At 52.2% G+C, this 13649-nt stretch carries 12 protein-coding genes; 3 read left to right on the plus strand and 9 right to left on the minus strand.

Features of this window, described 5'->3' with window-relative positions; genetic code table 11:
* Nucleotides 1-29: 29 nt before the first annotated feature.
* The 8 genes from GOV89_RS13265 to GOV89_RS13300 all read right to left on the minus strand — a co-directional run bounded on the left by GOV89_RS13265 (nt 30) and on the right by GOV89_RS13300 (nt 10038).
* Nucleotides 30-1322 carry an amidohydrolase family protein gene (locus GOV89_RS13265; protein WP_171238393.1) on the minus strand — a complete coding sequence of 431 codons (1293 nt, stop codon included), beginning with the start codon at nt 1320-1322 and terminating at the stop codon, nt 30-32.
* A gap of 386 nt (nt 1323-1708) precedes the next feature.
* Nucleotides 1709-3448, minus strand: a complete 1740-nt coding sequence (locus tag GOV89_RS13270) for an adenylate/guanylate cyclase domain-containing protein (RefSeq protein ID WP_171238394.1) — start codon at nt 3446-3448, stop codon at nt 1709-1711.
* 173 nt (nt 3449-3621) lie between these two features.
* The gene (locus GOV89_RS13275; RefSeq protein ID WP_171238395.1) at nt 3622-3981 is read right to left on the minus strand and encodes a group 1 truncated hemoglobin; all 360 of its coding nucleotides are present in this window, start codon (nt 3979-3981) and stop codon (nt 3622-3624) included.
* A gap of 374 nt (nt 3982-4355) precedes the next feature.
* Complete coding sequence (locus GOV89_RS13280) at nt 4356-5207, minus strand: ABC transporter permease (RefSeq protein ID WP_171103639.1); 852 nt, start codon at nt 5205-5207, stop codon at nt 4356-4358.
* Nucleotides 5208-5211: 4 nt separating this feature from the next.
* The gene (locus GOV89_RS13285) at nt 5212-6465 is read right to left on the minus strand and encodes an ABC transporter permease (protein WP_245223351.1); all 1254 of its coding nucleotides are present in this window, start codon (nt 6463-6465) and stop codon (nt 5212-5214) included.
* Nucleotides 6466-6525: 60 nt separating this feature from the next.
* A complete protein-coding gene (locus GOV89_RS13290; protein ID WP_254451527.1) occupies nt 6526-7515 on the minus strand; it encodes an ABC transporter substrate-binding protein in 990 nt (329 codons plus the stop codon).
* Between the two features lie 127 nt (nt 7516-7642).
* Complete coding sequence (locus GOV89_RS13295; RefSeq protein ID WP_171181273.1) at nt 7643-8752, minus strand: ABC transporter ATP-binding protein; 1110 nt, start codon at nt 8750-8752, stop codon at nt 7643-7645.
* Between the two features lie 329 nt (nt 8753-9081).
* Nucleotides 9082-10038, minus strand: a complete 957-nt coding sequence (locus tag GOV89_RS13300) for a LysR substrate-binding domain-containing protein (protein ID WP_171181270.1) — start codon at nt 10036-10038, stop codon at nt 9082-9084.
* A 131-nt stretch (nt 10039-10169) separates the two neighbouring features.
* Between GOV89_RS13300 and GOV89_RS13305 the strand changes: the two genes are divergently transcribed.
* The gene (locus GOV89_RS13305; RefSeq protein ID WP_171181268.1) at nt 10170-10802 is read left to right on the plus strand and encodes a glutathione S-transferase family protein; all 633 of its coding nucleotides are present in this window, start codon (nt 10170-10172) and stop codon (nt 10800-10802) included.
* 529 nt (nt 10803-11331) lie between these two features.
* On the opposite strand, the gene GOV89_RS13310 is transcribed toward GOV89_RS13305, so the two are convergent.
* Nucleotides 11332-11655 (minus strand): 5-aminolevulinate synthase, encoded by a 324-nt coding sequence (locus tag GOV89_RS13310; RefSeq protein ID WP_171238397.1) that lies wholly within the window; start codon nt 11653-11655, stop codon nt 11332-11334.
* Between the two features lie 442 nt (nt 11656-12097).
* On the opposite strand from GOV89_RS13310, the gene GOV89_RS13315 reads away from it, so the two are divergent.
* Together GOV89_RS13315 and GOV89_RS13320 are read left to right on the plus strand one after the other, a co-directional pair.
* Entirely contained in the window at nt 12098-12625 is a 528-nt protein-coding gene (locus tag GOV89_RS13315) for a hypothetical protein (RefSeq protein WP_171238398.1), read from the plus strand.
* A 456-nt stretch (nt 12626-13081) separates the two neighbouring features.
* Nucleotides 13082-13549, plus strand: a complete 468-nt coding sequence (locus tag GOV89_RS13320; protein ID WP_171238399.1) for a hypothetical protein — start codon at nt 13082-13084, stop codon at nt 13547-13549.
* Nucleotides 13550-13649: the final 100 nt, after the last annotated feature.

Below are 13649 nucleotides of genomic sequence, written 5' to 3' on the forward strand. Positions count from 1 at the left end.
GGTGGCAATTCTTCTTGTTAATGAGCTTCCTAAGTATTGGGCCTGGGCGCGTAATCTGCGGGATCCAGGGTCGTGGGACGGCCAGGCAAAGAAAGCGCGGCCATTCGTGGTTCTGTGCGGGCCAGCACCTTTCCGTTTTTGATAACGGCAAGCCGGGTGGCTTTCATGCGAACTGCTTCAATCGGGTCCTGCGCTTGCAGCACTACCATATTGGCAGGGCCGCCTTCGCGGATCGTCGGGTCGGGCAAGCCCATAGCCTTGGCACCATTCTGAGTAACGGACGTAAACGCCCACTCCATCGCCTCGCGGGATGTCATCGGCACGGCATGCACGCCCATATGAGCCACTTCCAACATGTCGGCGGAGCCAAGCGAATACCACGGGTCCATCGTGCAATCCTGCCCGAAGGCGACATTTACACCCGCCGCTCGCAGCTCTGGCACTCGGGTCAGCCCCCTACGACGCGGATAGGTATCCGAGCGACCTTGCAGCGTTATATTGATGAGCGGGTTGGGCACCACGTTCATGCCGCTTTCTGCGATCAGAGGTATGAGCTTCGACGCATAGTAGTTGTCATACGAGTGCATCGCGGTGACATGACTTGCTGTGACCCGCCTGCCAAGCCCAAGGCGCGTGGTCTCATAGGCTAAGGTTTCCACGTGGCGCGACATTGGATCGTCGCTTTCATCGCAATGCAAATCCAGCATCAGGCCTCGGTCCACCGCTATCTCGGCCAGTCTCCTGACCGACCGGGCACCTTCCGACATCGTACGCTCAAAATGCGGGATACCGCCCACTACATCAACACCCATATCAAGGGCTTGGATCAAGTTTTTTTCTGCATTCTCTGAGCGGTAAAGGCCATCTTGCGGGAATGCTACCAGCTGCAGATCAATATAGGGAGCGACCTGCTTGCGGACCTCCAACAGCGCTTCAACGCCAACCAAAGGTGTGGATGAAACATCCACATGCGAACGGATTGCCAGCAATCCCTGCGATACGGCAAGGTCGCAATATCGCATGGCGCGCTCAATTACTGCTTCGGGTGTCAGCAGAGGCTTTAGCTCACCCCAAAGCGCGATGCCTTCCAATAGTGTACCCGAGACATTCATGCGAGGCGTTCCAAGGCTCAGGGTCGCATCCATATGGAAGTGCGGGTCGGTAAACGGGGGCGAAACCAATCGTCCAGCCGCGTCAATGTCCTCGCCTGCCTCAGCCTTGATCTTGGGGGCAATTTCTGCGACGCGGTCATCCTTGATCGCTATATCCAAAGGCCCTCGGCCATCCGGCAGTTGGGCTTGTCTAATGATGATGTCGAGCATTCATCTTCCCCCAAATTTGACCACAAGGTAAAAGTATTCTGATAAAATGCTACATTTTTTTGCTGTGTTTCAGGAACCAGCGCTTCGGATAGTCTGACGCAATTCGCATGCCTGCAAGGCGGAATGCGAACGCAGCAATTCGTCGTATCGATAGATGGCGGCTGTGGGCCGTTTGTTAAACTTTGCAAGGTCCGGTTCCTGTGCAAAGCCGCCCTCAGTGATTTTCACAGCATTGTTCTCCTTGGGCTCGAAGCAGACCTTCGCTGCAACTTGATTGAACGTCTACTTTGAGGACAAAGCGGTCGTTAAACTCCGGCGATCCATGGCCTTTTCTTACAAAGAGAATACGCATCAATCCTCAATTTTTAAGTTTGCAAATTGTTTACTCAACCAGCCAGTCGAAGTGAGGTTGCCGCCATAGCGCTCCTCAATTCGGCTTTCAATCTCTTAGATATCTCGCGATCTTTGAAGTATTCAGTTTGAATGAATGTAGAAGGTCTAAAGTCCGGATCGTGAAGCAACAAATCGCGAACTGCTCGTTCAAGCTTGTGGTCATTATTCAGGTGAGTTGCGGCCGCAGTCCGATATGCTGCCGCCCGCCGGGTAAGCCTCGCAAATTCATCCACGGTGTTAAAACAAGCCTCAAAATCATGCATGACATAGTAGGCAATTGCCTCTAGTTCGCGGCAATATTCGGGCAAAAAGGGATCAAGCATCTTTGCACGCTTTTGGTACTCAAGAGCAGTCTTCCCATCTCCGAGAAAGTTATGGAGTTCACCGGTTCGCCCGACAATGAAAGCATGATTGGGGTTTAACTCCAGAGCGCGATTGAAGTGGAACTTAGCCCGTTCAAAGTCACGAACATAGAGCGCCAAGGAACCGGCAATTCGATGGCTTTCAGCGTCCGTTTCATCCAGCTCGACAGCTAGGTTCCCTGCTTCGACCAACTCATCCCATACATCTTCACCGGTCCATTCTGCTACTGTAGCGACAGCGCACGCCCTCCACGCATGAACTCGACCATATCCTGGATCTCGTTTCAGCGCTTCGTCAAACCAATGAACCGCTTCCTCTGCATTCTCCTTTGTGACTCCACCAATCCGGTGAAAATACAAACCGCGGATTAAACATTCATAGGCTTCCAGGTCACCTGGACGTTTTCGCTGTGCCGTGGCTTCCAGTTGCCGTTCGATCTGGCCAGCCACACTCGCGACGATTTTGGCAACAAGGTCATCCTGGAAATCGAAAAGATCCTCCAGATTGCAATCCGCCCGCTCTGTCCAAAGCTGTTCGCCTGACACTGCATCCGTCAGATACGCGTTGATCCGTATGCGATTTCCCAGCTTGCGAACCCCGCCTTCAAGACAGAAATGCACGCCGAGTTTCTGTCCAAGTTCACGAGCGTCCGCCGCAACCCCTTTTAAGCCAAAACTAGTATTCCTAGATATCGTGAGAATGTCAGGGAATCGGGACAGCTCTGTGATGATGTCTTCCGTCAGGCCATCGGAAAAATACTCCTGCTCGGGATCATCGCTCATGTTCTTGAAGGGAAGCACAACAATTGAGTTGTTGGACTTTTGCAGTTCCGCCACGTAGGGAAGGCTACTGTCCTCGATAAGCGCAGTTCCGCAGCTGTGCGTTCCAAGCTCGCCTGCAACAGCGTAGACCGTAATTGGTTCGGAAATATTTTTGAGCTTTCGGGTGCCCTGATTCTCAAATTTGAGCTGGGCCGACCGCTTGGCGTGTTCAAACACCGCATTACTTACGAGGACCATACCTGGCTCAGCTTCAGACTCAATACGACTTGCTACATTCACCCCATCGCCAAGCAAATCGTCGCCATCTACTACGACATCGGCAAGATGGACCCCAACCCTGATTTCTAGTCCTATCTCTCGCTTGCTTACTGGTGCAGCGAGTTGAAGTTGTAAGTTGTAAGCACAGCGAACTGCCGCCACTGGGCTAGAAAACTCCAAAAGAAAACCATCACCCGCGCGGTTAAAGACCCGCCCATTGTGCGTGGACGCAACAGTTCCGATTAACTCGTTTAACAGTGTAACACGATTTATCGTGTCGATTTCATCTTCACGCATCCGAGTGGAATAACCGACAACATCAGCGGCCAAGATCGTAGACAATCTCCTATTCATATTGGAGGATCCTTTTGCGCATAAATTTTAAGCCCAAATGCACGATTGACCTATAGTAAGCCATTTGACTTCAAGAGTCTGCAAGTCGGACAAGCAAGCTTTGATTTAATGATTTGAATATTGCCGACTCTACCCGGTTGTGGCGAAAGTCAGATACCTACAACTTGGTCCTTGAGGCTATATAGAATGTATAAGACCTCTTCTTGTTCCCGTTGACCGACGTCGTTGGCCTTCAGGGCGTTCATGGCATCGTCCAGAACTGCGACAAACTCATCTCCGCTGATGTTCATGTACTGATGCGCTGCAACCATATCCTTGCCTCTATACATCTCAGGCCCACCAGAACCAGTTATGAAGAAGTCTCCTGCCATTTGTTTGAGGTGCTCCATATCGGTTCCCGCAAATCGTGCAGCGACAACTAGGTTTTTGGAGTGATTGTCCACCAGAACGTCGACTATTCGACGAATACCATCCGTTCCTCCCAGACGTTCATATAGCGTCTTTGACATGGTGCCCCCGTGTCTGGCTCACCTCAAACCTCGATCTCTTGTGAATGCTAGCATGCCGAGCTGATTGGCACCAAATCTTTAGCATTCAAGCGATGTCTATGATCCTAGACCATCACCAAATGTGATGTCTGCTTCGGGCTCGAAGCCGTCGCTCGTAGAGTTTGGGCGAATTTCTGCTCTGCGGACAAACGCGCCATTTGTGTCTGCTAACCGCACATCAGCGTTCAATCGCCCTTCGAGCGCCTGCTCGGAGGACAAATCACCAATTTTTTAGTGCATCAATTTTGGGTTAAAGAAAGCTCACTCTTTTGATTATGATGAATCGTCACCATTCTTCGTGGCTGAAGTAATCCAGTTTCTTAAATCCGGTGCAATTAGTCAGAAGTACCTCTAAGACGCTCGGATCTACGGCGCAGCAATTCAAGTGTTGCTAAGAGAGCTATGGATAGAAGCACCAAAAGCGTTGCTACCGCGAGGATCGTTGGATTTATCTGCTCGCGTAGCCCTGAAAACATCTGGCGAGGGATTGTTCTTTGTTCTGGACCCGCCAAAAACAACACCAAGACTACTTCATCAAATGAAGTTACGAAAGCAAACAGTCCTCCAGAGATGACACCAGGCCGGATGATCGGAATAACCACATCGAAAAACACTTTAGTTGGCGAAGCTCCTAGACTAAGGCCAGCGCTGAATAGTGAACGATCAAAGCCAGTCAGTGTTGCGGTGACAGTGATGATAACGAACGGTACGCCAAGGGCTGCATGAGCAATTATTAGGCCAGGGTAGGTGCTGACCAAATTAAAGCTTGTATAGAAAAAGAACATGCCGGCAGCGATGATGATTAATGGCACGATCATGGGCGAGAGAAGAAGCGCAGTGATCAAGCGCTTAAATGGCATCCAAGGCGACGCGAGACCAACCGCCGCAAGTGTTCCCAATCCTGTTGCTAAAATCGCAGCGGCGATGCCCACGACAAAACTATTCCAGATGGCAAGCGTCCATTTCTGGTCCTGTGCGATTGCCTGGTACCAGCGCAGGGAAAAGGCATCCGGGTCTAGCGAAAGCATACCTTCAGTGAACGTAAAGAATGGTTCTGCATTGAAAGACAGGGGCACAATAACTAAAATTGGCAACATCAGAAAAACGAGTACCAGGTAAGCTGAGAAACGCAGACTATAATGTCCAGCGATGTGCCAAAAGGTAAAATACTCTGGGAACTTCCGCATCGCTCTAACCCAGTTTGATATTGCCCGCGCCCACGAACCGGTCATAGAGCCAGTAGAGCGCAAGGATTAAGAACAACAGAAGCGAGCCAAGGGCAGCTGCAAGCTCCCAGTTGTTGGATTGCTGCATGTGAAAGGCGATGATGTTTGAGATCATCTGGCCATCCGTGCCCCCAACCAATGCCGGAGTGATGTAGTAGCCCACTGAAATTATGAAAACCAACAACGCGCCCGCTGACAGGCCTGGCAAGCTCATCGGAAGGTAAATGCGAAGGAAGGCCGGGATCGGTGGGCTGCCCATCGACATTGCCGCGCGCATGTAACTGGGATCAATGCCACGCATGACCGAATAAAGCGGCAGGATCATGAAGGGCAACAGGATATGCGTCATCGCAATGATGGTCGAGAATTGCGTATACAACATCTCAAGTGGCGCATCGGTCAGACCCAGGGCAAGCAGGGTGGAATTAACCACTCCGTTTGTTTGTAACAGTGCGATCCATGCGGTGGTTCGCACAAGAAGCGAGGTCCAGAAAGGCAACAGGACAAACACCATCAGGAGGTTCGCCGTTCCGCTGGAGCTGTTGGCCATGAAATAGGCTAGCGGGTAACCAAGAATAACAGTCAAAATCGTTATGATCAGCGCCATCCGAAGCGTCTTGCCATAGAGCTTGACGTAAATCTGCGTCTCGCGGCGTTGGATGCCGCCGTCAGGGTCATTCTCGAGGTCGAGCGCAGTCAGGTAGTATCCGGCGGTATAGACCTGACCGGTTTTTTTTAGTGCTTGCCAGATCTCTGGTTCTGCCCATTTGGCGTTAGCATCAATCAGGATCGCGGCGCCATTATTGGCTAGCTCGCTGTCATCAACACGACGCAGCTTGCGAGCGGAGGATTTGATGACGCTGGAGGACCCGGGAAGGGCACGATTCACTTCTTCCGCCAGTTGACCAGAAGTGCGATCGTTGGCGAGCCTCTTTAGATCAAGGGCGAAGATGCTAAGAATCTCATCGCTTGGACGTTCCTCGCCTTGCCAGCTTGGCAGTTTTTCGAGCGTCTCGGGTACGAGGCTGGCAACAGTCGGATTATAGACACCGCGGTACAGCATCGAGGCTATAGGTGCGACAAATGAGAAACCAATAAATGCCAGAAGGGGCACAACGAACAGAAAAGCTCTCCAACGCCGTGACCGGTATTCACGCGCGGCGTTACGGGCATCTTCGCGGCTCAACCCATCTGGGGTGACGCTGGTGGCTTCGGGCAATTGTTCGTCTCCGGTCGATGAACCTGCGCCGATTGAACGGCGCAGGTTGGTGCTCTTAGACTATTGAAGCAGCCACTCGTTGAACTTTTCGCCTAGTGACTCACCGTAGTCGGCCCAGAAGATGCCGTCTGCTTTGACACCTTCGTCAAGATGTGCTGTCGGCAGATCCTGCTTTACGTCATCCGGCAAAAGCGCCTGAGCAGACTTGCGCGTTGGGCCGTAAGCCACGTCTTGCATACCTGACAGAGGCACGGTTTGAGTTGCGAATTTGACGAACTCAAGCGCAGTATCGAGCTTATCAGTACCTTTCATGACCGACCAAACATCAAGGTCATAGACATGGCTATCCCAAACCATTGTGAAGGGGGCGTTTTCTTCCTTGATGGCGGCGAAGATACGACCATTGGCGGACTGCACCATCTGGGCACCACCGTCGTTCAGAAGAACAGGTGCTTGTGACCAGCTATCATACCAAACGATATCGTCTTTGATTGTGTCGAGCTTCGCGAAGGCTCGTGCCTGACCTTCATCGGTGGATAGAACGTCATAGACCTCGTCTGGTGCCACGCCATCGGCCAGAAGGGCCCATTCCATGTTTACCTGTGGACGTTTGCGCAGGCCGCGCTTGCCGGGGAACGCTTCCGTATTGAAGAAGTCTTCGATCGTTGTAGGGCCGTCGGAATACGCATCGTTGTTGTATGCGAAAATAATGGTCCAAACGATGTTCCCGACGCCACATTCGTGCAATGCCTCGGGAATAAAGTCCTCGGCAGCGGGTGTGCCGTCGTCGCCCGGAGGCAAAATCGAATGATCGATGACTTCCAAATACCCTTCCGAGCAAGCACGCTCTAGGTCGATCACCTCGATATCAACAACATCCCATTGGATGTTGCCGGATTCGCTTTGCGCTTTCATTTCGGCGACGCCGCCGCCGTAGTCTTCAAACAAAACGTTGACGCCGCTGTCGGCCATATATGGGTCGATCATGTGTTTCTGTTGTGCCGCCCCGTAAGCGCCACCAAACGACGTCACGGTCAGATCTTTTGCCATGGCTCCCGATGAAACCATTGCCAGTGCAGCAGCATATGTAAGCAATCCAGAATTTCTAATCACATTCACCTCCTGTTGTCGCGAGAAGCTTTGGGTCCCGCTTTCCCTTTCATTACTTCGCGCAACCTCATACAGGGAACGCAATGCAATCCGAAGTCAGCCACATCAGACTCCCGTCCTGGCCTTCTGAAAACTCAGGGGCGGACAAATCGTTCAGGACTTTGACAATAATCTCTGAACCGTTTGCCAGCCTGAAATAATAACGGATGAAATCGCCCACATAGATGCGCGTTATGAACGCCGCGGTCACCTCGTTGTCGTGATCATGCGATGTCGGGTGTATGAACAGCTTCTCGGGTCGTACCGACACACGACAACCGGAATTCTCGGTCAACCCTTGGCCAGCCATAGCAACCACGGTTTCGCCGCCCGGCGTAACGACTTTGGCCTGATCGCCTGAGATCGACTGAACGTGGCCATCGATAAAATTATTCTCGCCAATGAACTCGGCCACGAACGCATTTGAAGGCCGCTCGTAGAGTTCCGCGGGCGGGGCGCATTGCTGTACGACTCCGTCGTTAAAAACAGCGATCCGGTTGGACATCGACAGCGCCTCGGATTGATCATGCGTCACGTATATGACAGTAACCCCCAATTGCTCGTGTAGGCGCGAGATCTCATACTGCATTTGTTCGCGCAGCTTCTTGTCCAACGCACCCAGCGGCTCATCCATAAGGATAAGCGTCGGCTCAAAAATCATCGATCTTGCCAAGGCCACGCGTTGTCTTTGACCACCAGAGAGCTGGCCGGGATAACGTCCGCCAAACCCGTCCAACTCTACGAGCTTAAGCGAGGCAACCACTCTGGAATCTATTTCAGCCTTTGCCACTTTCCGAACCGAAAGCGGGTAGGCTAAGTTCTCCGCCACTGTCATATGCGGAAACAGCGCGTAGTTTTGAAACACCATCCCGATATTTCGACGATAGGGTGCGATACGATTGATCGATTGCCCCTTTATTGCGATGTCGCCTGAGGTAACGCTCTCAAAGCCTGCTAGCATCATCAGAACAGTTGTTTTGCCGGAGCCTGAGGGACCAAGAAGAGTGATGAACTCTCCTTCTTCGACTTGCATATCGAAACCCTTTACGACCAAGTTCTTTTGGTCGTAAGTTTTTTTCACGTTATCAAATACGAGAAACGGTTGTGATTTCCCAGCTTGTTGTTTGTGGGCATCCATGTTTTTCGCCACTATGTTGACCATTCATGTTTGCCGCCGTTATGGGGGCTGAAAGCAAGTAAATCGTGTATTCCGGCAAACTGCAACTTATCGTTTTATATCTATAAAATGAGGCTCTCGGGCAAAAAAAGGTCCGCGTTGGGCTCTAAGCCGACCTTGGAGCAAGCGCGGCATCTCAAAACTTGCACCGCTAGGCTTCGTTGAGGGCGGCCCAAGGCGGACCTTGGTCGCATCCTTGAGCGCCGCAATGCAGCTTCACCAAACCAGACATTCGTGCATCTCGCAGTATTCCGCTTCCCGAAATGACCGGGTCGCGGACAATGCGGCCACTAGCCGGACGCTCTTGAGCCTTGGGAAGCGAGGTATGCGTCTAACTCACTGACGAAACGGTCTGATCTGTCTGTGATCCATTCGACGAATAGCGCCCGCAGATTAGATTTCGCTCGGGGTCGCGCCCATAGGAGACGATAGGCGTACTTTGTCTGGCATATCATTGACGGTCCGAATGGCAGAATGAGCGATCCTGCTTTCAACGCGTGAAATGCTTCCACAATCCCGCAAAGCGCCAGCCCCTGACCCGCTGCCGCCGCTTGAAGCCCTGAACCTGTTCTAGAGATGCGTACGCCATGTTTTAGATGATCGCGGTCAAACCCAAAGGAATCGCCCCATGCTTGGAAGTCAAGCCATCCCGGGTCCTTGGTGCGATTGGTGACGTGGATGAGCGGTACACCCTTTAGCGATCGCACATACGGATCCAGCCCTTGCTGGTCTGCAAAAGCGGGCGAGCATACTGGGGCAACAAAATCACCGAAAAGCACGCGTTCTTCCAATACAGTGTCACGGGTGGGTCCGTATCTGATCGCAAGATCATAGTCTTCTCTCACTAAGTCGATATCGCGATTGGATGGGTCCAAGTATAAGTCCGCATCCGGGTATTGCAGGTGGAACTCCACAAGCATCGGCGATAGCCAATTTTCCGAAAAGGACTCCGGCAGGGTAATGCGTAGACGGCCAGCCGAGTAGTTCGGCTTCAGTTGCTCAAATGCCTCGGCAAGCCTTGCAAAGCCGTCTTCCAACAATTCCCGAACCCGCAATGCATCCTCAGTTGGCTCGATGCCCGAGCTGGAGCGAATGAACAGACTTTTTCCGAGGTAAAGTTCTAGGGACCGTACCCTTTGCCCAACTGCAGCCGGAGTAATTCCAAGTTCGTTGGCGGCCAGTGAAAAGCTCCCATGCCGCAATGTAGCCTCCAGCGCGCGCAACGCGTTCAAATGAGAAAGATGCATGTCGACACCCTAAAGGTTTCCTTTAGTGGGGCCAAATGAAATCAAGCGTGCAAAGCAATCGAACCCACCCATACTGAGCATTGGTGCATAGGATGTCGCCATGAAAAACAGAACCATGGGGAAGACGGGGAATGTTCACGCTTTATTGGGAATATTTGGCAGGCTCGATTGTGGTGCAGTCAGTCCTTGAAGAAATCGGTGCAGAATATCGACTACACTACGTGGACATGGGCGCAGACGGACATCGGACTCCAGATTTCCTGCGTCTAAACCCAACCGGCCGGATACCGGCGCTCGGCTACGCAGATGGCAAAACGATTGGAGAGACTGCCGCGATCGTTACGCTACTCGGCGAGATGTACTCTGGGAGCAGGGTCGCTCCAGCGCCCGGTGATGATAATCGTGGAGAGTTTCTGTATTGGCTGAATGTCATGACGACCTCAGGCTACATGACGGCAGCGCGCCTCGGGCACCCTGAGCGCTATGCGAACAGCAGCAAAGCGATCGAGGAGGTCGGCGCAAAAGCGGCTATCGATTACGATGCCTTTTTCGATGTGATCGAAGATGCAATTGCGGGCGATCCGTACTTCATGACGCGCGGTCTGACCGCACTGGATTTTTACGTCACAATGCTGACCGAGTGGCACGCCAACAAACAGTCTCTCTTTGGCTCACGACCCAAGCTCAGCGCGCTGTGTGAATCTGTGAATGAAAGCCGCTCCTACAAGGCCGCAATGGAGACACATGCACTTCCACAGACCTGAATATTCAAGCGGTCAGCCGAAATCTGCACTCTGGACTAGCGTCTGCGCAGGTGGAGCAATGCGGTCCCTACTTTCAGAGTTTTGATGCTAAACTACTTGGGCTTGAAGCAGATTATCTGCACTGGGCGGGTTCGGCGTTCTTCGATGTTTCGTGCAGCGTTTCGCACAATCTGCGGAGCCAATTTACCCAACAGGATATGAGTGTCAAAAACCGGCGCTTCGCCCTTTTCAACAAATGCTGCGTTTCGCAACAACGACTGGATTGGGCTCAAGGCAGTCATATGAGTCTTTCAGTCAGATGACGGCTTAGGAACGGAAAGCGATCATTGATGGTGGTCATTCCGAGAAATTTCGCCCGAAGGTCTGCATTGAACGGCAGCGGACGTTCGCTGAAATCTGCTGAACGTCTGCCAAGCGGACATACCCGCCGTTGCCGTCAGAACACTTAGAGACTGCTCCCGACCCCATTGGGCAAACAAGTCATCGTTGGCCCGAGCGTAGCGTATCGCGCCGGCCACCCCATGTCCGGTCAGTGCGAGACGATCGCGAGCCCCGCGAATACAAGCGCGCCGCCTGTCCAATCGCGCGGCTCTAGCCCTTCGCCGATACTGTAGGCGTAGGTCAGTACGATCAGCGTCTCGAGCGCAATTATTATTAGATACAGCTCGGAAAGTGGAACTGTGCGCATCAGCACCACCTCGGATTGGGTGGCGGCAAGAAAACCCAGAATGATCAGAGCGAGCGCCACCGCCGTCCATTCGGCTGAGGCCAGTTTCATTCCGATGGTTGCAACGCCATACCCCCCTGCCGCCAAGACGGCCAAGGCCAGTGGTTTCAACGCCAGAAGCTCCATTTTTCAAATCCTTCACCGTGCGCAAAAAAAACCGCGCACCTCTCATGAACCAACATTCTCTGCGTAGGATTTTAGCATGCGTATGATGGCGCATCAGTGAAGCCGATTACTTTATTTTAGCGAAGTGAATGCCGGTAAGAGTATTGCTTATTCAGATGAAGCGAATAGCTGATACCCGCCTTCGAAACGGATGCTGCGCCTGACCCAAAGTCTGAAAAGGACTCGGTTCGGTCATTCGCAGTATTATCGTGAGCGTTTGCTTCGCGGACGAAACAGACGTCGCTACAATCGAATATGCTGAGCTAACTTGCTTGTAATCTATGTCCGCCATACGATTTGCGTATAAGCTCCAGCTCGAAGTTCGATCTGATCATTTACACGGCGAGCGTACGCCGCCTAGTATCGCAATGCCGAAACGAAAGACTTATGCGGGAGTATTACTATGAAAACGACAACCAAGGCTCTTTTTGTTGCTGCCGTGCTGGCCTGCGGTGCAACCGTCGGGAATGCCAAGGACAAAAACATTCTGCCGAAAGACAATGCGGAGTTCGTAAACTATGGCGAAGAATCCGGCTGGAACATCTTTGTGGACAAGAGCCGGAACACCTGCCTGATAGAACGGGTCGATGAGAATACCAACGTCGTGCAAATGGGTCTGACCCCGGACAAAGAGTTCGGCTACATGGGGGTCTTCACCAAGGCGGACATGGAGTTTAAGGATGACAAGGTCGAGCTACTCATGGACAACAAGTTGTACTACGGAGATACAACAGCGGCGCCGCCCAATCTGGCAGATGGTTACAAGGGCGGTTATCTTCTAGCCAACAACCCTGACTTCGTAACAGACGTTATGGAACGCGAGTCTATGATTGTAATGCCAGAGAGTAATTTTGCTTTCGAAGTAAGCCTTGCTGGAACAAAGAAGGCAATAGAAGCGGCGCGTGAGTGCAATGCCTCTCTAACCAACTAATTTGACTCAAAATCTCAAGGTCGCTCACGTTGTGGGCGGCCATTTTTTTGGCGATATGACCCCTAAACAATATAAACAACGGTACTCAGCCTACAGCCTTGTATGAGCTTCCCCAACTGAATTGGTCCACTGCTATATTTAGGAAACGGAGGACCAAGAATGGCAAGCAAGAGACCGAAACCTGAAGCGTTGTCCGCCCAAGCACTCAAGATTACGTGTGCGCTCTGGTGGAAATCTGATGCTCGAGAACTTCGGTCCTTGCTGATGCTGACTGACAAACATCTTTGAAACTGCGAAGCGGTGTGGCAACGTTTGGCTATCCTGCGAAACTGTGTGCTACTTTGCAGACTTCCATCATCAATCTCATTAGGAGAAGACATGCTAATCAAACTTCTAGCGTCCGCATTTTTCTTGATTTTGCCCGCGCTCAGTTTCGCTCAAACAGCTGAGCGCAGCGTGACCATCGAAGCCGATGCGACAGTTAAGTCGGTTGATCCGGACACTCGGCTTATCGTGCTGCAAAACTCAGAGACGGGCGAAGAAGAGACCATTGTTGCGGGACCGGAAGTCGTAAACTTCGACCAAATTGAAGAAGGCGACACAGTCAAAGCGGTTTACACACTGGGGGTAGCTGCAAGCATGGCCTTCCCCGGTGAGGTTGACAGTATGGTTGAATTGGAAGCCCAGGCTGCAGAGGGATCAACACCGGGCGTGGCTGCCGGAACGATGGTTACGTTAATTCTGACTTTTGTTTCCTTCGACGCCGCGAGCTCAATCGCCACTGTGACAGACAGCAGCGGCACGGAACAAATGATCGAGGTTGAAACAGAAGTTGGTCGTGAGTTTGTTGAACAGCTTAGCCCGGGAGACAGAGTAGCTCTGAGCTTCACGGAAGGTCTCGCCGTGGGAATTGTCGAAGAATAGGTGTCCGCGGCGCAGCTTCTTCAGGTGTACGTTTTGTTTCTTATGCCGCCACCAATGGAACAACTCGTCCCACCGCTTCCGGTGCCCCAAAGCTCTTAGC

The organism is Ruegeria sp. HKCCA5763 (assembly GCF_013034545.1).
Taxonomy (GTDB): domain Bacteria; phylum Pseudomonadota; class Alphaproteobacteria; order Rhodobacterales; family Rhodobacteraceae; genus Ruegeria.

What these genes read in the sequence shown, in the direction of transcription:
- GOV89_RS13265 (WP_171238393.1), bottom strand. Translation starts at nt 1,322, where the DNA reads ATGCTCGACATCATCATTAGACAAGCCCAACTGCCGGATGGCCGAGGG.
- GOV89_RS13275 (WP_171238395.1), bottom strand. Translation starts at nt 3,981, where the DNA reads ATGTCAAAGACGCTATATGAACGTCTGGGAGGAACGGATGGTATTCGT.
- GOV89_RS13280 (WP_171103639.1), bottom strand. Translation starts at nt 5,207, where the DNA reads ATGCGGAAGTTCCCAGAGTATTTTACCTTTTGGCACATCGCTGGACAT.
- GOV89_RS13290 (WP_254451527.1), bottom strand. Translation starts at nt 7,515, where the DNA reads ATGGCAAAAGATCTGACCGTGACGTCGTTTGGTGGCGCTTACGGGGCG.
- GOV89_RS13295 (WP_171181273.1), bottom strand. Translation starts at nt 8,752, where the DNA reads ATGGATGCCCACAAACAACAAGCTGGGAAATCACAACCGTTTCTCGTA.
- GOV89_RS13300 (WP_171181270.1), bottom strand. Translation starts at nt 10,038, where the DNA reads ATGCATCTTTCTCATTTGAACGCGTTGCGCGCGCTGGAGGCTACATTG.
- GOV89_RS13305 (WP_171181268.1), top strand. Translation starts at nt 10,170, where the DNA reads ATGTTCACGCTTTATTGGGAATATTTGGCAGGCTCGATTGTGGTGCAG.
- GOV89_RS13310 (WP_171238397.1), bottom strand. Translation starts at nt 11,655, where the DNA reads ATGGAGCTTCTGGCGTTGAAACCACTGGCCTTGGCCGTCTTGGCGGCA.
- GOV89_RS13315 (WP_171238398.1), top strand. Translation starts at nt 12,098, where the DNA reads ATGAAAACGACAACCAAGGCTCTTTTTGTTGCTGCCGTGCTGGCCTGC.